Source organism: Streptomyces sp. NPDC058872 (assembly GCF_042743065.1).
In the GTDB taxonomy this organism is placed as follows: domain Bacteria; phylum Actinomycetota; class Actinomycetes; order Streptomycetales; family Streptomycetaceae; genus Streptomyces.
In genome coordinates this window covers 156526-178699 of record NZ_JBHYMK010000004.1, presented here as the reverse complement: position 1 = coordinate 178699, position 22174 = coordinate 156526, and the positions used below count along the sequence as shown (strand labels likewise).

Annotated in this window: 20 protein-coding genes and 1 tRNA gene; 3 read left to right on the top strand and 18 right to left on the bottom strand. The window is 70.0% G+C overall.

What is annotated here, in order from left to right; translation table 11 throughout:
• Positions 1-76 precede the first annotated feature (76 nt).
• The 14 genes from glyA to ACFW22_RS04005 all read right to left on the bottom strand — a co-directional run bounded on the left by glyA (position 77) and on the right by ACFW22_RS04005 (position 15596).
• Positions 77-1324, bottom strand: coding sequence for a serine hydroxymethyltransferase (glyA, locus tag ACFW22_RS04070; RefSeq protein ID WP_386398558.1), 1248 nt, complete (start codon positions 1322-1324; stop codon positions 77-79).
• A gap of 69 nt (positions 1325-1393) precedes the next feature.
• Positions 1394-2041 carry a protein-tyrosine-phosphatase gene (locus ACFW22_RS04065; protein WP_386398555.1) on the bottom strand — a complete coding sequence of 216 codons (648 nt, stop codon included), beginning with the start codon at positions 2039-2041 and terminating at the stop codon, positions 1394-1396.
• Positions 2038-2685, bottom strand: a complete 648-nt coding sequence (locus tag ACFW22_RS04060; protein ID WP_384875153.1) for an L-threonylcarbamoyladenylate synthase — start codon at positions 2683-2685, stop codon at positions 2038-2040. The genes ACFW22_RS04065 and ACFW22_RS04060 overlap by 4 nt, the downstream gene beginning before the upstream one ends.
• Before the next feature lie 40 nt (positions 2686-2725).
• Positions 2726-3571 carry a peptide chain release factor N(5)-glutamine methyltransferase gene (gene prmC / locus ACFW22_RS04055; RefSeq protein WP_386398552.1) on the bottom strand — a complete coding sequence of 282 codons (846 nt, stop codon included), beginning with the start codon at positions 3569-3571 and terminating at the stop codon, positions 2726-2728.
• 37 nt (positions 3572-3608) lie between these two features.
• The gene (gene prfA / locus ACFW22_RS04050; RefSeq protein ID WP_386398549.1) at positions 3609-4685 is read right to left on the bottom strand and encodes a peptide chain release factor 1; all 1077 of its coding nucleotides are present in this window, start codon (positions 4683-4685) and stop codon (positions 3609-3611) included.
• 95 nt (positions 4686-4780) lie between these two features.
• Positions 4781-4999 carry a 50S ribosomal protein L31 gene (gene rpmE / locus ACFW22_RS04045; protein ID WP_030321069.1) on the bottom strand — a complete coding sequence of 73 codons (219 nt, stop codon included), beginning with the start codon at positions 4997-4999 and terminating at the stop codon, positions 4781-4783.
• A 201-nt stretch (positions 5000-5200) separates the two neighbouring features.
• Positions 5201-6295: an LCP family protein gene (locus tag ACFW22_RS04040; protein WP_386398545.1), complete on the bottom strand. Its 1095-nt coding sequence runs from the start codon at positions 6293-6295 to the stop codon at positions 5201-5203.
• A 193-nt stretch (positions 6296-6488) separates the two neighbouring features.
• Entirely contained in the window at positions 6489-8489 is a 2001-nt protein-coding gene (gene rho, locus ACFW22_RS04035) for a transcription termination factor Rho (protein WP_386398542.1), read from the bottom strand.
• A gap of 416 nt (positions 8490-8905) precedes the next feature.
• The gene (thrB, locus tag ACFW22_RS04030) at positions 8906-9823 is read right to left on the bottom strand and encodes a homoserine kinase (protein WP_384875139.1); all 918 of its coding nucleotides are present in this window, start codon (positions 9821-9823) and stop codon (positions 8906-8908) included.
• Positions 9824-10094: 271 nt separating this feature from the next.
• Positions 10095-11165 carry a threonine synthase gene (gene thrC, locus ACFW22_RS04025; protein ID WP_386398539.1) on the bottom strand — a complete coding sequence of 357 codons (1071 nt, stop codon included), beginning with the start codon at positions 11163-11165 and terminating at the stop codon, positions 10095-10097.
• 6 nt (positions 11166-11171) lie between these two features.
• Positions 11172-12464, bottom strand: coding sequence for a homoserine dehydrogenase (locus tag ACFW22_RS04020; protein ID WP_384875133.1), 1293 nt, complete (start codon positions 12462-12464; stop codon positions 11172-11174).
• 146 nt (positions 12465-12610) lie between these two features.
• Entirely contained in the window at positions 12611-14002 is a 1392-nt protein-coding gene (gene lysA / locus ACFW22_RS04015) for a diaminopimelate decarboxylase (protein WP_386398536.1), read from the bottom strand.
• Positions 14003-14012: 10 nt separating this feature from the next.
• A complete protein-coding gene (gene nrtL, locus ACFW22_RS04010) occupies positions 14013-14975 on the bottom strand; it encodes an ArgS-related anticodon-binding protein NrtL (protein WP_386398534.1) in 963 nt (320 codons plus the stop codon).
• A 102-nt stretch (positions 14976-15077) separates the two neighbouring features.
• A complete protein-coding gene (locus ACFW22_RS04005; RefSeq protein WP_386398617.1) occupies positions 15078-15596 on the bottom strand; it encodes a response regulator in 519 nt (172 codons plus the stop codon).
• 169 nt (positions 15597-15765) lie between these two features.
• On the opposite strand from ACFW22_RS04005, the gene ACFW22_RS04000 reads away from it, so the two are divergent.
• From ACFW22_RS04000 to ACFW22_RS03990, 3 genes are all read left to right on the top strand, one after another.
• Positions 15766-15837: transfer RNA gene (locus ACFW22_RS04000), tRNA-Arg, on the top strand.
• A gap of 308 nt (positions 15838-16145) precedes the next feature.
• Positions 16146-16955, top strand: coding sequence for a hypothetical protein (locus ACFW22_RS03995; protein ID WP_386398531.1), 810 nt, complete (start codon positions 16146-16148; stop codon positions 16953-16955).
• Entirely contained in the window at positions 16927-17781 is an 855-nt protein-coding gene (locus ACFW22_RS03990) for a hypothetical protein (RefSeq protein WP_386398529.1), read from the top strand. The genes ACFW22_RS03995 and ACFW22_RS03990 overlap by 29 nt, the downstream gene beginning before the upstream one ends.
• Before the next feature lie 69 nt (positions 17782-17850).
• On the opposite strand, the gene ACFW22_RS03985 is transcribed toward ACFW22_RS03990, so the two are convergent.
• The 4 genes from ACFW22_RS03985 to ACFW22_RS03970 form a co-directional block, all read right to left on the bottom strand.
• The gene (locus tag ACFW22_RS03985; RefSeq protein WP_386398527.1) at positions 17851-19317 is read right to left on the bottom strand and encodes a tyrosine-type recombinase/integrase; all 1467 of its coding nucleotides are present in this window, start codon (positions 19315-19317) and stop codon (positions 17851-17853) included.
• Positions 19314-19505, bottom strand: coding sequence for an AlpA family transcriptional regulator (locus tag ACFW22_RS03980; protein WP_033206761.1), 192 nt, complete (start codon positions 19503-19505; stop codon positions 19314-19316). Before ACFW22_RS03980 ends, ACFW22_RS03985 begins: the two co-directional genes overlap by 4 nt.
• 330 nt (positions 19506-19835) lie before the next feature.
• Positions 19836-21815, bottom strand: a complete 1980-nt coding sequence (locus ACFW22_RS03975) for a DUF3987 domain-containing protein (RefSeq protein WP_386398523.1) — start codon at positions 21813-21815, stop codon at positions 19836-19838.
• A 92-nt stretch (positions 21816-21907) separates the two neighbouring features.
• Positions 21908-22111: a hypothetical protein gene (locus ACFW22_RS03970; RefSeq protein ID WP_386398521.1), complete on the bottom strand. Its 204-nt coding sequence runs from the start codon at positions 22109-22111 to the stop codon at positions 21908-21910.
• Between the last annotated feature and the right edge of the window lie 63 nt (positions 22112-22174).

Sequence of the window (22174 nt, the reverse complement as noted above, 5' to 3'; positions counted from 1 at the left end):
AGCCCCACACCCTAGCCGTGCCGTCCACATGCTCTGAGACACCGGGGTCGTCCGAACGGTTGCAGACGGTCTTCGCTCAGCCTCCATACGGGGGAAATCGGGAAGTCAGCTCGCGGACTTCCGTGCGCACCCGAGCCGTCTCCCCGGGATCGTCCCGCAGTGCGACGGTGAACAGCGCGGCGATCCGGGCCATTTCCGGGGCGCCCATCCCCTGGGTGGTCACGGCGGCCGTGCCGAGCCGGATCCCCCGGCCCTCCCCGTGCGGCAGCGCACAGATGTCGAGGACCATGCCGGCGGCGGCGAGCCGGGCACGGGCGGTGCGGCCGTCGACTCCGAGCGGAGCGGGGTCGGCGGTGATCAGATGGGTGTCGGTACCGCCCGTGGTCAGCGCGAACCCCTCGGCGGCGAGCGCGGCCGCGAGGACCCTGGCGTGCTCGACCACCCGGTGGGCGTACGCGGTGAACGCCGGGGTGGACGCCTCGCCGAAGGCCACCGCCTTCGCCGCGATCGTGTGCATCTGGGCACCGCCCTGGGTGAACGGGAACACCGCCCGGTCGATCCGGTCCGCCAGCTCCTCGCCGCACAGGATCATCCCGCCCCGCGGACCGCGCAGCACCTTGTGGGTCGTCGCGCAGACCACGTCGGCGTACGGAACGGGGCTGGGCGCCGCTCCTCCGGCGACCAGGCCGATCGGATGGGCCGCGTCCGCGATGAGATAGGCCCCTACCTCGTCGGCGACCTCGCGGAAGACCGCGTAGTCGAGGTGACGGGGATAGGAGATCGAGCCGCAGACGATCGCCTTGGGACGGTGGTGGCGGGCGAGCGCGGCGAGCTGCTCGTAGTCGACGAGTCCGGTCTCGGCGTCGACCCCGTACGGCACGAAGTCGAACCAGCGGCCGGAGAAGTTGGCGGGCGAACCGTGCGTGAGGTGCCCGCCGTGGTTCAGGCCCATGGCCAGGACCGTGTCACCGGGCCTGAGAAGGGCCGCGTACGCCGCCAGGACGGCCGAGGAGCCGGAGTGCGCCTGGACGTTCGCGTGGTCGGCTCCGAAGAGCGCGGTGGCCCGCTCGACGGCGATCCGCTCGATCGCGTCGGCGTACTCGCAGCCGCCGTGGTGCCGGGCGCCCGGGTAGCCCTCGGCGTACTTGTTGGCGAGCGCGGAGCCCAGGGCGGCGAGGACGGCGGGCGAGGTGAAGTTCTCGGCCGCGATCAGCTGCAGGCTGTCGGCCTGCCGCCGCGCCTCTCCCAGCAGCACGTCGGCGACCTCGGGGTCCTGCCGGCGCAGGGCGTCGAGTTCCTCATCAGGGGGTGCGGTGACCGACATATCACCAATGTAGGCGCGCTGCTGCGCACCCGCCCCCCAGCGGACGCCGGCCGGCCCGGACTCCCGGGATCAGCGCCGGGCCGAAACGCCCGTCAGTGCCGTGACCACCGGGTCGAGGGCCTGGTTGATCTCGTCGCCGATGGAGCGGAAGAAGGTGATCGGGGCGCCGTACGGGTCGTTGACCTCGTCCGCGTCCACCGAAGGGGCCAGCAGCCACCCGCGGAGAGCGGCAGCCGCACGGACCAGGGCACGGGCGCGCTCCACCGTTCCCTCGGAACGCGGATCGGGCAGGGTGGCCGGGTCGATCGCGCGGACCAGGCGGGTGAACTCCTTGAGGGTGAAGGTGCGCAGGCCCGCCGAATGGCCCATCGAGATGACCTGCGCCCGGTGGTCACGGGTCGCGGTGAGGACCAGATCGGCGCGGATGACGTGCTCGTCGAGGAGTTCACGCCCCACGAAGCCGGTGTGGTCCGCGCCGAAGTCGGCGAGGACCAGCTCCGCGTTGGCCTCCATCGGGGCGCCCTCGTGGCCCCAGGTGCCCGCGCTCTCCACGATCAGGCCGCCGCCGAAGGGGTCGCCGAGGCGGTCGCTCAGGGCATGGCGGGTGAGCCGCTCGGTGATCGGCGAGCGGCAGACGTTGCCAGTGCTGACGTGGAGGATGCGGAAGGTGTTGCCTGCTTCGTGCCCCGCTATGCCACGCCCCTCAGGGACGGTCAACTGGCCACCTCGAGGTCGGGTACGACCTTCCGGAGCTCCTCCGGGGAGAGCGCGCCCTCGCGCAGCAGCACCGGCACCTTGCCCGTGACGTCCACGATGGAGGAGGGGACGATGCCGGGCGTCGGGCCGCCGTCGAGGTAGACGGAGACGGAGTCGCCGAGCATCCCCTGGGCCGCATCGCAGTCCTCCGGCGCCGGGTGGCCGGTGAGGTTGGCGGAGGAGACGGCCATCGGACCGACCTCGGTGAGCAACTCGATCGCAACCGGGTGCAGGGGCATCCGGATGGCGACCGTCCCCCGGGTGTCGCCGAGGTCCCACTGGAGGGACGGCTGGTGCTTGGCGACGAGGGTGAGCGCGCCGGGCCAGAAGGCGTCGACGAGCTCCCAGGCGTGCTCGGAGAAGTCGGTGACCAGGCCGTGGAGGGTGTTCGGGGAACCGATGAGCACGGGGGTGGGCATGTTGCGACCGCGGCCCTTGGCGGTGAGCAGCTCCGCGACGGCCTCGCTGCTGAAGGCGTCCGCCCCGATCCCGTACACCGTGTCGGTGGGCAGCACGACCAGCTCGCCCCGGCGTACGGCGGACGCGGCCTCGCGCAGGCCGGTCGCACGGTCGGTCGCCTCGTTGCAGTCGTATCGCCGTGCCATCAGTTCCCGGCCTCCTCGTACGCGTGGTTCGTCATGACGGTCATGGCATTGCCTTGCGGGCGGTCGCGAAGCGCGGCCGGTTGTTCAGGTCGGGGTGGTCGGCGGCATCGGCCCAGCCGGCCTCTTCGTTGAAGATCCACGGCACCTGACCGCCCTGGGTGTCGGCGTGCTCGATGACGACGAGGCCTCCGGGGCGCAGCAGCCGGTGGGCGGTGCGCTCGATGCCGCGGATGGTGTCGAGGCCGTCCTCACCGGAGAAGAGGGCCATCTCCGGGTCGTGGTCGCGGGCCTCGGGCGCCACGTACTCCCACTCGGTGAGCGGGATGTAGGGCGGGTTGGAGATGACCAGGTCGACCTGGCCGTCCAGCTCGGGGAGCGCGGTGAGCGCATCGCCGCGGTGGACGGTGACGCGGGAGCCCTCGGCGTTCTTGCGGGTCCACACGAGCGCGTCCTCGGAGAGCTCGACGGCGTGCACGCGCGAGCGCGGAACCTCCTGCGCCATGGCGAGGGCGATGGCCCCGGATCCGGTGCACAGGTCGACGATGAGCGGTTCCACGACGTCCATGGCGCGCACGGCGTCTATGGCCCAGCCGACGACCGACTCGGTCTCCGGGCGGGGCACGAAGACTCCGGGCCCCACCTGGAGCTCCAGGTAGCGGAAGAACGCCCGGCCGGTGATGTGCTGGAGCGGCTCGCGGGCCTCGCGGCGGGCGACGGCCTCCCAGTAGCGGGCGTCGAAGTCCGCGTCCCTGACGTTGTGCAGCTCCCCCCGCTTGACGCCGTGCACGAACGCGGCGAGCTCTTCCGCGTCGAAACGCGGCGAGGGAACGCCGGCGTCGGCCAGCCGCTGGGTGGCCTGGGCCACCTCGGCAAGCAGCAGGTTCACGCTGGTCCTCCGTGGTGCGGGGTGGGGCTTACGGAACTTACGCCGCGGCGAGCTTGGCAGCCGAGTCGGCGTCGACGCACGCCTGGATCATGGCGTCCAGATCGCCGTCGAGCACCTGGTCCAGGTTGTAGGCCTTGAAGCCGACGCGGTGGTCCGAGATGCGGTTCTCCGGGAAGTTGTACGTGCGGATCTTCTCGGACCGGTCGACGGTGCGGACCTGGCTGCGCCGGGCGTCCGCGGCCTCCGCCTCGGCCTTCTCCTGGGCGGCTGCGAGGAGCCGGGAGCGCAGGATGCGCATGGCCTGCTCCTTGTTCTGGAGCTGGCTCTTCTCGTTCTGGCAGGAGGCGACGATGCCGGTCGGCAGGTGGGTGATGCGGACGGCGGAGTCGGTGGTGTTGACCGACTGGCCGCCGGGGCCGGAGGAGCGGTAGACGTCGATGCGCAGGTCGTTGGCGTGGATCTCGACGTCGACCTCCTCCGCCTCGGGCGTGACCAGGACGCCGGCGGCGGAGGTGTGGATGCGACCGGCGGACTCGGTGGCGGGCACCCGCTGGACGCGGTGCACCCCGCCCTCGTACTTGAGCCGCGCCCAGACGCCCTGGCCGGGCTCGGTGGCGCCGTTGCCGCCCTTGGTCTTCACGGCGACCTGGACGTCCTTGTAGCCGCCGAGCTCGGACTCGGTGGCGTCGATGATCTCCGTCTTCCAACCGACGCGCTCGGCGTACCGCAGGTACATCCGGAGGAGGTCGCCGGCGAAGAGGGCGGACTCGTCACCGCCCGCGCCCGCCTTGATCTCCAGGATGACGTCCTTGTCGTCGCTCGGGTCGCGCGGGACGAGGAGCAGGCGGAGCTTGTCGGTGAGCTCCTCCCGGTCCTTCTCCAGCTGCTTGACCTCGGCGGCGAAGTCGGGGTCGTCCTGTGCCAGCTCGCGGGCGGTCTCGATGTCGTCGCCGGTCCGCTTCCAGGCCCGGTAGGCGGCGACGATCGGGGTCAGCTCGGCGTAGCGCTTGTTCAGCTTGCGCGCGTTCGCCTGGTCGGCGTGGACCGACGGGTCCGCGAGCTTCGTCTCGAGGCCGGCGTGCTCGCCGACCAGTTCCTCGACCGCCTCGAACATCGGGGGCTCCTGGGTTTTCGTCAATTGCTACGGGACGGCAAAGCGCCGGTCCCGGCCACCCGAGCGGGGCGGCCGAGGACCGGCGCAGGGGCTCGCTACTTGGCGGAGCCGGCCTTGCCGAAGCGGGCCTCGAAGCGGGCCACGCGGCCGCCGGTGTCGAGGATCTTCTGCTTGCCCGTGTAGAACGGGTGGCACTCGGAGCAGACCTCGGCACGGATGGTGCCCTCGGTGAGGGTGCTACGGGTGGTGAACGACGCGCCACAGGTGCAGCTGACCTGGGTCTCGACGTACTCGGGGTGAATCTCGCGCTTCAAGGGTTTCTCCTAGTTTCGGGAGGGTGCCGGGTCGCCGCCGCGGGTTGCGGACGGCGTGAACCGGGACCGACGTACCAGTCTGCCAGGACTGGCCGCATCTCCCCAAACCGGGGTCGAGCCGGAGGTATTCCCGGACGCCCCTCCGGGCCGTGCCACCGGTCCGCGCCCGGACGCCCCTCCTCCCCGGGCCCTCGCTCCGGGCTACTGCACGACGCCCTCGGCCTGGCCGGTGGCGCTTCCCTCGGTCGCCGACGCCGGGACGGGCCGGTCGTTCTTGAGCGCCTCCCAGACCTGCTGCGCCTGGACCTCCAGGGGAACCACCCGGTTCGGGTCCCGGGGGTCGTACCCGACGGGCAGGGTGACCATGTGGACGTCCGCGGCGTCGATGCCGGAGAGGCCCTTGGCGAAGCCCATCAGCTCCTGGATCGAGTCGAGCTCGGAGTCCGGCGTGATGGCCTTGGTGGCGGCGTCGGCGAGCCCGTACAGCTTGGCCGGGTCGGTGAGGACGCCGATGCCCTTGACCTGCTTCAGGAAGGCCTTCACGAAGGCCTGCTGGAGCTGTATGCGGCCCAGGTCGCTGCCGTCGCCGACGCTCTTGCGGGTGCGGACCAGGCCGAGGGACTGCTCGCCGTCGAGGGTGTGCGTGCCCGGCGCGAGGTCGAGGTGGCTCTTGTCGTCCTTGATGGCCCGGGTGGTGGTGATCTCGACGCCGCCGAGCTCGTCGACGAGCTTCTTGAAGCCGGTGAAGTCGACCTCGATGTAGTGGTCCATGCGGATCCCGGACATCGATTCGACGGTCTTCACGGCGCAGGCGGGGCCACCGACCTCGTACGCGGTGTTGAACATGGCCCGCTGCTCGCCGGGGACGGGGTTTCCCTCCTCGTCGGTGCAGGGGGGTCGGTCGACGAGGGTGTCACGGGGGAGGGAGACCACGTCGGCCGCCTTGTGGCCCTCGTGGACGTGCACGACCATCGCGGTGTCGGAGCGGGCGCCGCCCTCGTCCCTACCGTAGGCGCCGTTGTCGCCCGAGCGGGAGTCGGAGCCGAGGACCAGGATGTCCAGGGAACCGTCGTCGACCTCGTCGGGGCGCTCGGTGCCGAGCCGGGCGTTGATGTCGACGGTCTGCAGATTGGCATCGAGCTTGAGGTAGACGTAGGCGAGCCCGGCACCACCGAGGACGAGCACCGCGGCGGCGCCCGCCAGCAGGATCGGCCCCTTGCGCCGGCGGGCAGGCCTCCTGCGGCGCCGGCCCTCGCCCGCACCGCTCCCGCGGCTGCTCTCGCTCTGTTCCGTCATCGGCTTTCCTCACCCCCAGGATTCACCTTCTGTGACGGCGAAGCACCCGAAAGGGTTGCGCAGGAGCCGATGGGGTTTGGGCGGGCACAGCACTGCGCCCACCGTGTCGAGCACGGTGGGCGCAGTGGTTCACGCAGGTCACGACGGGGTCACGGACCCGTGTCCGCGTACGTCGTGTGACGCAGATCTCGCGTCAGTCGTTGTTGCTGGCTCCCGGCGTGGTCTTCTGGATCTGGAGCAGGAACTCGCCGTTCGACTTCGTCTGCTTGAGCTTGTCGAGCAGCAGCTCGATCGCCTGCTGCTGGTCGAGCGCGTGCAGCACGCGACGCAGCTTCCAGGTGATGGCGAGCTCGTCGCTGCCGAGCAGGATCTCTTCCTTGCGCGTGCCCGAGGCGTCGACGTCGACGGCCGGGAAGATGCGCTTGTCGGCGAGCTTCCGGTCGAGCTTGAGCTCCATGTTGCCGGTGCCCTTGAACTCCTCGAAGATCACCTCGTCCATGCGGGAGCCGGTGTCCACGAGCGCGGTCGCCAGGATGGTCAGCGAGCCGCCGTCCTCGATGTTGCGCGCGGCACCGAAGAAGCGCTTCGGCGGGTAGAGCGCGGTCGAGTCGACACCACCGGACAGGATGCGGCCGGAGGCCGGTGCCGCGAGGTTGTACGCACGGCCCAGGCGGGTGATGGAGTCGAGCAGGACGACCACGTCGTGGCCCAGCTCCACGAGGCGCTTGGCGCGCTCGATGGCGAGCTCGGCAACGGTGGTGTGGTCCTCGGCCGGGCGGTCGAAGGTCGAGGAGATGACCTCGCCCTTGACTGACCGCTGCATGTCGGTGACCTCTTCCGGACGCTCGTCGACCAGGACGACCATCAGGTGGCACTCGGGGTTGTTGTGGGTGATCGCGTTGGCGATCGCCTGCATGATCATGGTCTTGCCGGTCTTCGGCGGGGCCACGATCAGACCGCGCTGGCCCTTGCCGATCGGCGACACGAGGTCGATGATCCGCGTGGTCAGCACGCCCGGGTCGGTCTCCAGGCGGAGCCGGTCCTGCGGGTAGAGCGGGGTCAGCTTGTTGAACTCGGGGCGACCGCGGCCGGAGTCGGCCGCCATGCCGTTCGCGGAGTCCAGACGGACCAGGGCGTTGAACTTCTCGCGGCGCTCGCCCTCCTTCGGCTGGCGCACGGCACCGGTGACGTGGTCGCCCTTGCGCAGGCCGTTCTTGCGGACCTGGGCGAGGGAGACGTACACGTCGTTCGGGCCGGGCAGGTAGCCGGAGGTCCGGATGAACGCGTAGTTGTCGAGGATGTCCAGGATGCCCGCGACGGGGATCAGGACGTCGTCGTCGGCGACCTGCGGCTCGCCGGCCTGGAAGTCGTCACGGCCACGACGGCCGCGGCGGTCGCGGTAACGGCCGCGACGTCCGCGCCGGCCGCCGGCCTCGTCGTCGTAGTCGTCCTGCGGGCCGGCCTGCTGGCCGCCCTGCTGGCCCTGCTGCTGGCCCTGACCGCGCTGGCGCTGGCCGCCCTGACCGCCCTGGCCACCGCCCTGCTGCTCGTCGCCCTTGCGGTCGCGCTGGCGGTCCCGACGGTCACGACGGTCACGACGGCCCCGGCCCTCGGCGCCGTCAGCGGCGGTCTCGGCCTTGGCCTCGCCCTGCGGCTCCGCCTTGACCTCGCGGGTCTCCGTACGGGCCTCGGTCTTGACCGCCTGGGCCGCCTCGGCCTTGGCCTCGCCCTCGGGGGAGCCGGCGGGGGCCGTGGCGCGGCGACGGCGGCGCTCACCGGCCGGGGCGTCATCGGCGGCCGGCTGGCCCGGAATGTCGATTTGCTGCTGGGCGACGGCCTTCTCGGCCTTCTCCGCCTTGGGCGCGGCGGCTTCGGCGGCCTCGCCCGTACGGGCCTTGGAGGTGGCGCGGCGCTTCGGCTTGGCCTCGGCGGCCTCGGCCGTCTTGGCGGGGGCGGCGGAGCCCCCTCCGGCCTGCGCCTCCTTGATGACCTCGATCAGCTGGCTCTTGCGCATCCGCGCGGTGCCCCTGATGCCGAGGCCGGACGCGACCTGCTGCAGCTCGGCCAGGACCATGCCGTCGAGGCCGGTGCCGGAGCGGCGGCGCCGTGCGGTGCCGGTGGCACCTGCGGCGGGCGCGGCGGTGTCGACAGAGTTGTCGGCAGTCACGCCCATCAGATCGGTGGTGTCGCTCACGAAGGGTCCTTCCCTGGAGCGGACGTCGGCCATCTGGCTCGGCGACCGGTTGTGCTGTCCGGCAGGGTCCTGGTTCGTGGACCGTGTCCGGGGCGGTGGTCCCGCCGGGTACGGCGGAAGATGAGGAAACGTGCTGTGGGTCCGGCCCGAGCGCCCCCTGCTCGGCCCTCACTGCTGAAGAGCGAGGGGTGTCGTGCCGGTTCCGGAGCGTGCTCAAAACTGCTCAGGCAGGCTGCTCAGGCAGTTGGGGAGGCTCTCGGAAGAATGGGTGGTCCCTGAGGGGACACTCCGCACCGCTCCACAAAAAGGTCGGGTGCAGACTTGAGGTTAACACTACCGGCTCCAACAAACATTCCCCCTCTCCCTCACCGGCAATCTCCTGTCCGAGGCGCTGCCCGGCGCCCCGGCCGCCACGCCTAGGGCGTGAGCGGCAGGACGCTCGCTCCGGACGCGTCGAGGTCGAGCCGGTTCGCGGCCCAGCCCTCGCCCGCGAGGCGGGCGACCTTGTCGGCCGTCCCGTGTTCGGCCAGCGCGAGGACCGTGGGGCCCGCGCCGGAGATGACCGCGGGGATGCCGTCCGCCCGCAGCCGGTTGACCAGGGCGATGCTCTCCGGCATCGCCGGAGCCCGGTACTCCTGGTGCAGCCGGTCCTCGGTGGCGGCGAGCAGGAGTTCGGGGCGGCGGGTCAGCGCCTCGACCAGGAGGGCGGCGCGCCCGGCGTTCGCGGCGGCGTCCACGTGCGGGACGGTGCGCGGCAGGAGTCCGCGGGCGGTCTCGGTCAGCACGGGCTTCCCGGGGACGAAAACCACCGGAACGATGGAATCCGAGGGATCCATCCTGATGGCCCGCGCGGTGCCGGATTCGGTCCAGGCGAGCGTGAAGCCGCCGAGGAGACAGGCGGCGACGTTGTCGGGGTGGCCCTCGATCTCGGTGGCGAGCTCCAGCAGGGCCGCCTCGTCGAGCCGGGCGTCGCCGCCTATGGTCACGGCGCGGGCGGCGACGATGCCGGCGCAGATGGCGGCGGAGGAAGACCCGAGGCCGCGGCCGTGCGGGATGCGGTTGGCGCAGACGACCTCGAGACCGCGCGGCTGCCCGCCGAGCAGGTCGAAGGCCGTGCGCAGGGAGCGCACGAGCAGGTGGCTCTCGTCGCGCGGGAGCGTCTCGGCGCCCTCGCCGGCGATGTCGACGTGCAGCCCGGAATCGGCGACCCGGACGACGACGTCGTCATAGAGTCCCAGCGACAGGCCGAAGGCGTCGAAGCCCGGGCCGAGGTTGGCGCTGGTGGCGGGGACGCGCACCCGTACGGCGGCGGCGCGGAACGCTGGACCGGCCATCGCTCGATGACTCTCCTTGATTGCGACAACGGGTTTTTCAAGAGAAGTACACGGGGGCCCGGGGGCCGTTTCGGCCATGGAGGGCGACAACGGCAACAACACCACGCATATGCGTCGGGGCGGGCCCGGTACAGCCTATCGAAGGAAGGTTCTGTGGCGACATAGGGCGCACAGGAGGCGCACGATGCGTGTCGCGCGCCAACCTGTGCGCCTATGTACGTTCCTGATCGGGTTTCGATCAGGACACCCGCCCCTCTTCGGGGAGGTGGGATCAGGCCAGGCCGAGGCGTTCGGCCGCAGCCGCGGCGTCCACCGGGACGGTGACCGGCTGCGGCGCGCCGGCGACGGCCCAGTCGGGGTCCTTGAGGCCGTTGCCGGTGACCGTGCAGACGATGGTCTGGCCGGGGTCGACCTTGCCCTGCGCGGCGGCCTTCAGCAGGCCGGCGACCGAGGCGGCCGAGGCGGGCTCCACGAAGACGCCCTCCTGGGAGGCCAACAGGCGGTAGGCCTGCAGGATCTCACGGTCCGTCACCTCGTCGATGAAGCCGCCGGACTCGTCGCGCGCGGCGATCGCGTAGTCCCACGAGGCAGGGTTGCCGATGCGGATCGCGGTGGCGATCGTCGACGGGTCCTTGACCACCTCGCCGCGCACCAGCGGGGCGGAACCGGAGGCCTGGAAGCCCCACATGCGCGGGCGGCGACCGGCGAGGCCGTCGGCGGCGTACTCGCGGTACCCCTTCCAGTACGCCGTGATGTTGCCGGCGTTGCCCACGGGCAGCACGTGGACGTCGGGGGCGTCGCCCAGCATGTCCACGATCTCGAACGCGGCGGTCTTCTGACCCTCGATGCGCACCGGGTTGACCGAATTGACCAGCGCCACGGGGTAGTTCTCGGAGAGGCTGCGGGCCAGGGTCAGGCAGTCGTCGAAGTTGCCGTCGACCTGGAGGATCTTCGCGCCGTGCACGAGGGCCTGCCCCATCTTGCCGAGCGCGATCTTGCCCTGCGGGACGAGGACGGCGGAGACCATGCCGGCGCGGACCGCGTAGGCCGCGGCCGAGGCGGAGGTGTTGCCGGTGGACGCGCAGATGACGGCCTGCGCGCCCTCCTCCTTCGCCCTGGTGATGGCCATGGTCATGCCGCGGTCCTTGAAGGAGCCGGTGGGGTTGGCGCCCTCGACCTTGAGGTGCACCTCGCAGCCCGTGCGCTCGGAGAGGACCTGTGCGGGAACGAGCGGCGTACCACCCTCACGGAGCGTGACGACCGGCGTCGCGTCCGTGACCGGGAGGCGGTCCCGGTACTCCTCGATGATGCCGCGCCACTGGTGGGTGCCCTTGTGGGTCATGGGTCCTTACTCCCCTTCAACACGCATGATGCTGGCGACACCGCGGACGGTGTCGAGCTTGCGCAGCGCCTCGACGGTCCCAGAGAGGGCGGCGTCGGGCGCGCGGTGGGTGACGACGACGAGCGATGCCTCGCCGTCCTTGCCCTGCTGGCGCACCGTATCGATGGATACGCCGTGCTCGGCGAAGACCGTCGCGACCTGGGCGAGGACGCCCGGCTTGTCGGCCACGTCGAGGCTGATGTGGTACCGCGTGACGACCTCGCCCATGGAGCTCACGGGCAGCTGGGTGTACGCGGACTCGCCGGGGCCGGTGGCCTCGTTGAGCTTGTTGCGGCACACGGCGACGAGGTCGCCGAGCACGGCCGAGGCGGTCGGCGCGCCGCCGGCACCGGGACCGTAGAACATGAGCTGCCCGGCGGCGTCGGCCTCGACGAAGACCGCGTTGTACGCCTCGCGGACGGAGGCCAGCGGGTGGCTGAGGGGGATCATCGCGGGATGCACGCGCGCGGTGACGGACCCGCCGTCGGCGGCCCGCTCGCAGATCGCGAGCAGCTTGATGGTGCAGCCCATCTCCTTGGCGGAGGCGAAGTCCGCGGCGGTGACCTCGGTCATGCCCTCGCGGTAGACGTCGTCGAGGCGCACGCGCGTGTGGAAGGCGATGCCGGCGAGGATGGCGGCCTTGGCCGCGGCGTCGAAGCCCTCGACGTCGGCGGTCGGGTCGGCCTCCGCGTACCCGAGCGCGGTGGCCTCGTCCAGGGCCTCCTGGTAACCGGCACCGGTCGAGTCCATCTTGTCGAGGATGAAGTTCGTGGTGCCGTTGACGATGCCCATCACGCGGTTGATCTTGTCCCCGGCGAGGGACTCGCGCAGCGGACGGATCAGCGGGATGGCGCCGGCGACGGCGGCCTCGTAGTAGAGGTCCTGGCCGTGCTGTTCGGCGGCCGCGTAGAGGGTCGCGCCGTCCTGGGCGAGCAGCGCCTTGTTCGCCGAGACGACGGAGGCGCCGTGCTCGAAGGCGGTGGTGATGAGGGTGCGGGACGGCTCGATCCCACCGATGACCTCGATGACGACGTCGATGTCCCCGCGTTTGACGAGGGCGGTCGCATCGGTGGTGATCAGCTCCGCGGGGACTCCCCCGCGGACCTTGTCGGGCCGACGGACGGCGACGCCGGCGAGCTCGACCGGCGCGCCGATGCGCGCCGCGAGGTCGTCGGCGTGCGTCGTCATGATGCGCGCCACCTCTGAGCCGACCACTCCACAGCCCAGCAGCGCCACCTTCAGCGGACGCGTACGCATCATCCGACCTCGTTTCTCGTACTACTTCGTCGTCGTATCTCTACGGATCCCTACGGATCTCTACGGTGCAACCAGTCTCACTCACCGGACGGGCGTTTCAGCGCTCCGTCCGGATCCTGAGACGTCGATTTCATCACGTGACTATTTCATCAGCCGACGTCCAAACGCAGGAGATCTTCCTCCGTCTCGCGCCGGACGATCACGCGTGCCTCGCCGTCGCGAACGGCGACGACCGGCGGGCGCAGCGCGTGGTTGTAGTTGCTCGCCATCGAGCGGCAGTACGCCCCGGTGGCCGGCACGGCGACCAGGTCACCGGGCGCCAGGTCCGAGGGCAGGAAGGCGTCCCGCACGACGACGTCACCGCTCTCGCAGTGCTTGCCGACGACCCGGGAGAGCATGGGTTCGGCGTCGCTGGTCCGCGAGACCAGGCTGACGCTGTACTCCGCGTCGTAGAGGGCCGTGCGGATGTTGTCCGACATGCCGCCGTCCACGCTGACGTACGTCCGCAACCCTTCGAGGGGCTTGACGGTGCCGACCCGGTAGAGGGTGAAGGCGGTGGGCCCGACGATGGCCCGCCCGGGCTCGACCGAGATCCGGGGCGTGGCGAGACCCGCCGCCTCGCACTCCCGCGTCACGATCTCGCTCAGGGCCTTGGCGATCTCATGGGGCTCGCGGGGGTCGTCCTCGGAGGTGTACGCGATGCCGAGGCCGCCGCCCAGGTCGATCTCGGGCAGCTCGACGCCGTGCTCGTCCCTGACCTCGGCGAGCAGCTGGACCACGCGCCGCGCGGACACCTCGAACCCCGCCATGTCGAAGATCTGCGAGCCGATGTGCGAATGGATGCCGATGAGCTCCAGCCCGTCGAGCTTCAGCGCCCGTCGGACGGCCTCGGCCGCCTGCCCGCCGGCCAGCGCGATGCCGAACTTCTGGTCCTCGTGGGCCGTGGCGATGAACTCGTGGGTGTGGGCCTCGACCCCGACGGTCACGCGGATCTGCACGCGCTGGCGCTTGCCGAGCGACTGGGCGACGTGGGCGACGCGGACGATCTCCTGGAAGGAGTCCAGGACGATCCGCCCGACGCCGACCTCGACGGCCGTGCGGATCTCCTCCTCGCTCTTGTTGTTCCCGTGGAAGGCGATGCGGTCCGCCGGCATGCCGGCGGAGAGGGCGGTGGCGAGCTCGCCACCGGAGCAGACGTCGAGGTTGAGCCCCTCCTCGTGCAGCCAGCGCACGATCGCCCGGGAGAGGAAGGCCTTCCCCGCGTAGAACACGTCGGCGTCCTTGCCGAAGGCCGCGGCCCAGGCACGGCAGCGGGCCCTGAAGTCGGTCTCGTCCAGGAAGTACGCGGGGGTGCCGAACTCCTCGGCGAGGGCGTCGACGCCGATCCCACCGACGGTGACGACACCGCGCGCGTTCCGCGTGACGGTGCTGGCCCACACCTTGGGGTCGAGGGCGTTGAGGTCGGCGGGCGGAGCGGAGTAGTGCCCCTCGGGCAGCACATCGGCGTGACGGGGCCCGGCGGGGTGGGCGGAACGGCTCATGACGACTCTTTCACAACTGGTCGGGTGCGCTGATGCCGAGCAGGGAGAGGCCACCGGCGAGCACCGTCCCGGCGGCTTCGGCGAGCGCGAGCCGGGAGCAGTGGGCGGCCGAGGGTTTCTCGTCACCGAACGGCAGAACGGTGTGTTGGAAGGCGAGCAGCGCGTCGGCGACCGCCTCCAGGTGCCGGGCGACCCGATCGGGGGCGCGGTGGCGGGCGGCGGCCAGGAGGACGACGGGGTGGTCGCCGAGGACGCCGAAGAGCTCGGGTGCGTGGACGTCGGTCTCGTACGAAGGGGCGAGCCGGAACTGCTCGCCGTTGGCGAGCAGCCGCCGCACCCGCGCATGGGCGTACCGCACCCGGAAGAGGGCATTGCGCTCGTGCTGGACGAGGAGCGGCGGCCCGTCCAGGGGCCGGTCCCCCGGTGCGGCCCGCAGCAGGGCCCAACGGGCGGCATCGAGGCCGAGGAGGTCCGGCTCGTACGCCCCGGGCCGCACGTGGATCCGCTCCTCGCCGCCGAACGCGGCATCGGCCCCCTGCGCACCCAGCAACCGCAGGACGGCGCCGGTCACGACCGCGGCGCGCGGCTCCGCCACCCCGGCGAACCGGAGGACCTCGCCGGAGAGCGCGGTGCCGTGCCCGTAGGCGGTTCCGGCGGCGCGGATCACCCGTACGAGATCACCGCCGACCTCGCGCCGGAGGGTGAAGTTCAGGAAGCCCGGGCCGGTGATGTCGACGGCGAGGATCCCGGGGCTCCCGCGGAGCCGCTCCTTGAGGATCCCGGCGACGTCCAGGGCACTGCGCCCGGCGGGTCGGGCGAGGCTGAGGGCGATGCTGCTGGCGTACTCACCGGTGCCGCCGGGCCTGGCCCGCTCGACCTTGACCCGCGGGAGGACGTCGACCCGCAGCGCACCGTCGTCGACCGCACTGCGCACGGCGTGCTGCACGGTGAGGGAGAGGTCCGCGGGGGTCACGGGACAAGCCTAGGGGAGGAGGGGGGGCGGAACGCGAACCGGTTTCGCCATGCGGGCACCGGGAGGGCGCGCACCCGCCGTCCACGTCCGGGAGCCCCGGCCTCACACCGCCCCGTGCACGCTTCCGACGCGTCGGGGGTCCCGCTCGGAACGACGGTGGTCCCACTCGCCGCACCGGGAGGCCCGCTCGGGGCGCGCATCCCCTGCGGCAGGCTCGTCTCCCCCGTCCTGCCCGGCGGCTCCGGGACGCTCCCGCCGCTCGCGGTGCATCAACTGCCGCACCAGGCGCACCAGATCCAAGGGCTCGAAGGGCTTGGCGAGGAAGGCGTCGACACCGGAATCGACCCCACCGACCTCGCGCTCGCCACAGGCGCTGATGATCGCCACCGGCAGATGACTGGTCCGCGGGTCGGCCCGCAGCCTCTCGGCCGTTCTGATTCCGTCCAGCCGCGGCATGACGACGTCGAGGGTGACGACATCAGGACAGACCCGATGCACGACTTCCAGACACTCGGCACCATCGGCCGCGGTCACGACCTCGAACCCCTCGAGTTCGAGATTGACCCTGATCAACTGACGGATCACCTTGTTGTCATCGACAACGAGCACCCGACCGGACATGCCTGACACACGAACGAGAGTAGGCCGCCCCCTGCGGCCGCGTCCGGGTTTTACCCACTTCTGACCCGTGCGGGGGACCCGCCCCCCGGTGACGCCACGGAAATACCTGTTCACAGGCACGCCTCAAGAGCTGGTAGGGTTCTACCCGTCGCCGCCGAACGCAGCGAACGCCCCCGTAGCTCAGGGGATAGAGCAACGGCCTCCGGAGCCGTGTGCGCAGGTTCGAATCCTGCCGGGGGCACTCCAGCTCGGACAGCGTGATCAAGCCGCTGACCAGCGAGAGTGCCAAGCACAGAGACCCGAACTCAGTCCCGCTGAGTCCGGGTCTCTGTCGTTGTGTGTCGCTGATCGCGAGTGAGTGGCGAGTGAGAGCCGGAGGACGCCGGCGCCCATCGCTCGCCCAGACCCCCACCCCCGTGCAGCCAACGTGGGCTGCACGACCTGGGATCGAACGACGGGGAGCCGCCGTGTGAGGCGCCAGCGTGCGGCACACTGTGGTCCGATCCGCACCTAAGCATCACGCCACGGGACTCGAATGCTCTTCTCAAAATGACTGACCAGATCACACATCAGTTTGAGGCCTTCCTCCAGCGCATCACACTTTCAGACAGCGAGAAACTAAACGCCCTAGAACAGGGACAGCGCCTCTCACGGAGAATCGAGCAGCGCCCCGAAGTGCGAGAGTGCCTGATCACGGGATCGATGGTCAGATCTACAGCCATTCGAAAATTCTCGGATGTCGACATCGTGGCTGTCATCGAACCCGAGGATCAACTTGCCCATTCAGAACCTGCCGCACTGGTCTCCGCCGTCGCACAGATGCTGCGAGGTATGGGGCTGGACGTGCAAGTATCTGAGAACGCTGTCCGCGTCACACATATGGACGGCGGAGTCGTCGATGTCCTCGCCTCAGTGCACCTCGGAATCAACAGCGAGGGTGATGAAGAGTATCGGATCCCAACCGCTCGCCAGGAAGGATGGGAAACATACGCACCCGAAGCACAGAACAGAAGAATCCGGGAGGCCACCAAGCTACTCGGGGAAGATTTCAAGCGACTGATCCGACTGTGCAAGTGGTGGAGCAAAACACACGGCCAGCCGATTTCGTCTCACGAGATCGAACTTGCCGCCTACAGGACGTTCCCCCGGGCGATTCCAGAACTCTCGCGGGCAGTAGTCGAGTTTTCTGATTCCATCAGACATCAGATCGACGGAAGCTCACTAACGCAGGCGGCATTGCTGAACTTCAACAGGCTAGCCCGAGAGGCCTACGGCAAGCAGACCTCGGGCGATATCCAGAAATCAAGCGAGCTATGGGGGAGGGTATTCGGTGACGAATTCACAGCTGTCATCACTTGAGGTCATCGGCTTGGCAGATGATCAGCTCGTCAAGGCGAACAAATACTACAAATGGAGCCGCAGGCTACCTATTGCCACCTTCGCCTTGAGTGTAGTTTCCATCTTCATCTCCAACCCATACACCTACATCCCTGCACTGCTGGCTCTTGTCGTGCAGGTCAGCTCATGGCTGGCCCGAGACAAGGCGGGCAGCCTCCACAGCGCTGGCGAAGAGGGGAGGACCCACGGGCTCTCTCTGAACGCACTAGGCACCCCGGCAGAACGGCTTGAGCTCAACAAATGGCTCAGCCGCGTCACCCCCAGAATGCCCAGTCAGGCAACAGAGCCAGCCACATCAGACTACTACGCAAGCAATGCACCGGTGGGCTTGCGGAGACTCTGTGACAACCTCCAAGAAAATGCCTTCTGGAACATGCATCAATACCAGAAGACGGCGACCCATTACGCGCGACTCCTCTGGGTATTTTCCGGGGCGACGCTCGCCATGATCCTTATCGCGATCCCGCTCACCTCCGGGGATGGCAACCTTATTCTCGCCCGGATCCTGGTGGCTGTTCTAGCGTCCGGTGCAGCACTGACCCAATTCGGCGAAGTTCGGTCCTGGAAATCCGCCGAGACCAAAAGTGAGCGCCTTGACATCCGCCTCGACTCGCTAGCCTCACTCTCCGAGGAGGAACTGAGGGAGGGGAAGCTCGGGACGATCCTTGCCATCTACGGTGACTATCGAGTCACCACCGCCGGCGCACCTCCAATCCCCAAATGGATGTACGACCGCGAAAGGGATCGCCTGAACGACCTCTGGGCTAGGCGGGCAGACTCCACGTAGCAGAAGAGGGGATGATGGCGACCATCCACGGGAACTCCAAATCTCAGATGGTCGCCATTCTCCAACTATTTACACTCGCCCGGCCCACCCCATAGCTCGCTCAATCTTCGCATTGTTGACTTCTTCATGGCCGTCGATGCAGCCCTCGTAGCGGCGGTGAATTACCTCAGGTGAGTTACCCGCTCGGCGGGCCACCTCAGCGACAGGGACGCCCGCGTTCAGCCAGTTCGTGATGCAGGTGTGCCGCAGGTCGTACGGCCGATGGGCAAGCGGAGATTCCACCTTGTCCGGCGGGAGGGCGATCGGCCGCGCGTCCTGCCAGACCCTCCAGTAGCTGGACGTCCCGAGTACGGCGCCGCGCTCATTGGCAAAGAGCCGGCCGTCCTTCGCCGTGCCGAACTCCGCTATGTGCGCGCGGAGCATGGCGACCAGCATCGGAGGGATCGGGACGGGGCGGTCCGCCTTGGGCTCCCGGGACTTGAGCCCGCGCTTGTCGTGACGCTGCCCCGAGTCCGTCCACCGCTTGCCGGAGACCGGCCGCGTCTCCTTGAGGGTGAGCGTGCCCCATCCCTTCTCGGGGAGGTAGCAGTCCTTCTTCCTGAGTCCCACCGCCTCGGCCGGCCGCATCGCTGCGTGCATCTGGCAGGCGAAGAAGGCGACAAGTCGCCGCCCGCGGTTCCGGTGGACGGAGCCTACGTAAGAGACCGCCGTGAGGAGCTGCTCACCCTGGACAGCATTGACCAGGACCCGGGGGTCCACGACATCGCCCTTGGTGGACCCCGCACGCTTCACTCCCGCGAGCGGGTTCTCCTCCAGGTACCCGCACTCAATGGCGTACTCCATGGCCGTGTTGAAGCCGCGGCGCCGGCGCTTGTAGGTCTCCCCCGCTGCCGGGGTGTCGTCCAGCTTGAACGAGAGCCGGTACTGGACGTCCCGCACCACCTTGGGGTCGGTAAGAGCCGAGAGCGCCAACGACCGGGTTCGGAGCCACGTGCACGCCGCCACGAGTTCGGCAGGCGGCTCCTCATCCTGGTGCGCCGGTACGACCGCCCACCGCATCGCGAGCCGCGTCTCCTCCGGCGTGGGCGCCTTCTTGCCGCCCTCCACCATCGCGAGCGCCACCGTGGCCAGGCTGTCGGCCAGCCCCTCACGGGTCTTCGCCGCCGCCGTACGCCACCGACTCGCCATGTACTCGCGGCTAAAGTCCCACCACGACGGATCGGGCTTCTCGTTCTCCTTCGCGGCAGCCGCCCGGAGTTCCGACTCCGGCAGACCGGACGTCACATCGAACGCCTCGCCCTTCCGCATCGCCTGCCACAGCTCGGAGCGACGGCTCTCCGCGAGGGCCACGGTGGCGAAGCTGGCGGCCTTCACCTTTCCGGCGACCGTCCAGCGGATCTGATACGGAGCCTTCTTGCTCCGTACCTGGTTGACCTTCCAGACCCGTACGTCCGTGGAGAGGGTCAGGTCCCCGGAAACGGGCGGGCGCCCGCTGTTGCGGGCGCCCGGGGTGGTGCTGGTCTTGCGGTAGGTCACGCGGCTTCCTCCAGGGTCTCGATCCAACGCTCCAGGTCCGAGCGACGGATGCGGACCGCGCCGTTCGGGAGCTTGATGGCCTTCGGGCCCTTCTTGAGCTGACGCCACCTGTAGAAGGTGGCTCGGGGCACTCCGATCTCCTTCACGACCTGGGGGATCGTGAGCATCTCGTCACGCGTCGCGGACACGGGTCCTCCTCGACTGGCTACCGAAGACAGGGCGGGGCGCCGCAGAAACCGCAGAATCCGCAGAAACCTGCGAATCCGGGGCCTGACCTGCGGCGTTGGGGGTGCGCGGGTGGCTGCCGCAAAAATCGCGAGAATCGCCGCAGAAATAGACGGCGGTACCGAGGGCCGGGCGTCGCGTGACCGGCGACGGGATTTGTGCGGCGGTTTCGCTGATTTTTGCGGCTGCCGGGCCGACGGGCCGTTTCCGCAGGTGGGCACGGCCGCCCGGGGGTTTCTGCGGATTCTGCGGTTTGCGCGGCGGGGGTCCCACGCGAAGGCGGGTGGAGAGGCTCACGCCTTGGGCTCGCGGACGCTCTGGTGAATCAGGTACCGGGGCGCCGGCGGGCGACCCCGTTTGCCGGTGCGGGGCGGGGTCTCGCTGCGGAGGTAACCGTGCTCCTCCAAGACGGCAGCGGCGGGCTCCAGTTCGGCGATGGTGGGGAACTCGGAACGGGAGAGCTTGGCGAAGAGGTCCCGGCGGCTGACGCTCTCCCAGCCGTTGTCCTCCAGGACGGACAGCAAGCTCCGGGCGCGAGCCAGGGTGGCGTCGGCGCCCATGAGGTCAAAGACGGTCAGGGCGTGGGCGGCGAAGTAGTCGGCCAGTTCGATCGCCGCGCCCATCGTGGTGGCACTGATCGGGGCGTTGGTGCCGCCGTCGATGTGCTCGGCAAGGTGGAGCAGACCGGCGATGCGGGCCGCGGCACCCACGAGCTTCCCGGCCCACTTCCCGATGTGCCCGAGACGCCCGCCCTTGGTGCGGAGCTGCGGCTCCAAGCTCTCGCCGTACGCCTTGAGGGCGGCATCGGCTTCGGGGCCCACTTGGACCACGAGGGGGTCGGTCCACTCCGCGAGCTTGAGCGTGAGGGCGAAGACGTTCCGCTCGTACGTCGCACCAACGGCGGACGGAACGGGGTCCGGGTCGATCTTCCGGTAGCCGACCAGGGATTCCGGCAGGCAGTAGAGGAAGCGGGCGAGCAGTCCACGGCCGTCGAAACCGCGGTTCTTGCCGATGTCCTCCAGGACGCTGGGCTGGACGGCGAGGCCCATGGTGAGCGCGGGCGCCTCGATGAACTCCTGGCGGGTCCGGCGGTCGACGCGCAGCCGGTCGCCGGCGTGGCCCTTGAGGAAGACCTCCATGTTGGGGACGCCGGAGTACCGCCCGGCGATGATGTCGAAGATGCCGCCCTCGGCGGACATGACCGCGAGCCTGCCGCCCTGCTCGGCGAGCAGGGTGGTGACGGTCTCGGGGGTGGCGTCGTCGGCGAGGAGTCGCGGGCGCGGCGGCACGGTCAGGGACTCGGCGGTCTGGGCGAGGCCGATCGCCTCGGCCACCAGGTTGTCCCGTTCGGGGCCCTCGGCCTTGGCGGCTTGAGCGGCGGCCTTGTCGGCGGCCTCGCGGGCCATGCGGGCGGTGACCTCGGCCTCCACGATCGTGAGGTTGGAGCCCTCCACGAGCGTGTTCTCCGCCTCGTAGAGCGGGGCGGTCATGGCGGCGAAGACGGCGGACTTGCGGTTGGCCGGGCCGAGGGCGACGACGACGAAGAGGTTCGTGGGCTCGCGCCACCGCCCGCGGACCTGGACGACGGCCCGGCCGCCGGCCGCGGTCGCGAGGACGGAGAGGGCGAGGGCGCCCGCAAGGTCCACCGGGGTCTGGGTCTCCTCGGCGAGCGCGACGACGAAGTCCGAGACCCAGCCGGGGAGGGCGTGGACGGGGAACGGTGGCAGCTTCGGCTGACGGTCCAGCGGGATCGGCTCCGGCCACGCGGCCGGGACGGTCGCGGCCCCGAGCGCGAGCGCCTCGCGAAGGTCGTCCTCGGTGGCCTCGGCCGACATGCCGGCCTGGACGATGCGGGTGCCGACCTCAATGCTCCGGCGGCGCCGGGCGAGGTCGTGGACGATCTCGGCATAGTAGGTGGCGTTGGCCGTGGAGGGCACGGCCTGGATGAGGGTGTGGAGGTAGGGCCGGCCGCCCGCGCGGACGAGTTCGCCGGTCTGCTCCAGGTGGTGCCCGAGGGTGATCGGGTCCACGGGCTGGCCCTGGGTGTGCAGGGCCAGGATCGCGCGGTGGATCGTCTCGTGGGCGGGCACGTAGTGGTCGGCCGGGTCCATCGAGCCGTTCACGTCTCCGATGACGCCGGGCGCGAGCATGAGCGCGCCGACGACGGCCTGTTCGGCTTCCCGGTCGTGCGGTGCCATCCGCTCCGTGCCGTCGGGCACGCTGTGCAGCGGCACCACGGGGGCGTACTGCCCATGGGCGGGCTCAGGTGTCATGCTGGGGTTTCTCCTGTTTCTGTCGAAGGGACGGAGAGCCGGGGCGGTCGCGGTCTTGTGGTGAGAGGCGACCGCCCCGGGCATTCCTGCGATCAGGTCATGCACCAGCCGAAGTCACAGCCCGTGTCGAATTCGTCCAACGGCAGGGTGTCCACTCCGTCCGGGATCGCTTCACGTAGCGGCCGGGCGAACCGGGTCAGGTACACGTGGTCCTTGCCGAGTCCGTCCCGGTGGCGGTTGAGGAGCGCTTCGAGCTGGCACGCCTTCTCGAACAGCTCAGGCTCGCTTCGCCGCATCTCGTGCCATGCCTCGGGCCGGTGAAACGGGCCAGTTACTTGGAATCCGATGTCGTGTCGGGT

Excerpts from the sequence above, each read along its gene's own strand:
- ACFW22_RS04060 (WP_384875153.1), bottom strand. The coding sequence starts at position 2,685 with ATGGCACGGCGATACGACTGCAACGAGGCGACCGACCGTGCGACCGGC.
- ACFW22_RS03975 (WP_386398523.1), bottom strand. The coding sequence starts at position 21,815 with ATGACACCTGAGCCCGCCCATGGGCAGTACGCCCCCGTGGTGCCGCTG.
- ACFW22_RS04020 (WP_384875133.1), bottom strand. The coding sequence starts at position 12,464 with ATGATGCGTACGCGTCCGCTGAAGGTGGCGCTGCTGGGCTGTGGAGTG.
- ACFW22_RS03970 (WP_386398521.1), bottom strand. The coding sequence starts at position 22,111 with ATGCGGCGAAGCGAGCCTGAGCTGTTCGAGAAGGCGTGCCAGCTCGAA.
- lysA (WP_386398536.1), bottom strand. The coding sequence starts at position 14,002 with ATGAGCCGTTCCGCCCACCCCGCCGGGCCCCGTCACGCCGATGTGCTG.
- thrB (WP_384875139.1), bottom strand. The coding sequence starts at position 9,823 with ATGGCCGGTCCAGCGTTCCGCGCCGCCGCCGTACGGGTGCGCGTCCCC.
- prfA (WP_386398549.1), bottom strand. The coding sequence starts at position 4,685 with ATGTTCGAGGCGGTCGAGGAACTGGTCGGCGAGCACGCCGGCCTCGAG.
- ACFW22_RS03995 (WP_386398531.1), top strand. The coding sequence starts at position 16,146 with ATGACTGACCAGATCACACATCAGTTTGAGGCCTTCCTCCAGCGCATC.
- thrC (WP_386398539.1), bottom strand. The coding sequence starts at position 11,165 with ATGACCCACAAGGGCACCCACCAGTGGCGCGGCATCATCGAGGAGTAC.
- glyA (WP_386398558.1), bottom strand. The coding sequence starts at position 1,324 with ATGTCGGTCACCGCACCCCCTGATGAGGAACTCGACGCCCTGCGCCGG.
- ACFW22_RS04040 (WP_386398545.1), bottom strand. The coding sequence starts at position 6,295 with ATGACGGAACAGAGCGAGAGCAGCCGCGGGAGCGGTGCGGGCGAGGGC.
- ACFW22_RS04005 (WP_386398617.1), bottom strand. The coding sequence starts at position 15,596 with ATGTCCGGTCGGGTGCTCGTTGTCGATGACAACAAGGTGATCCGTCAG.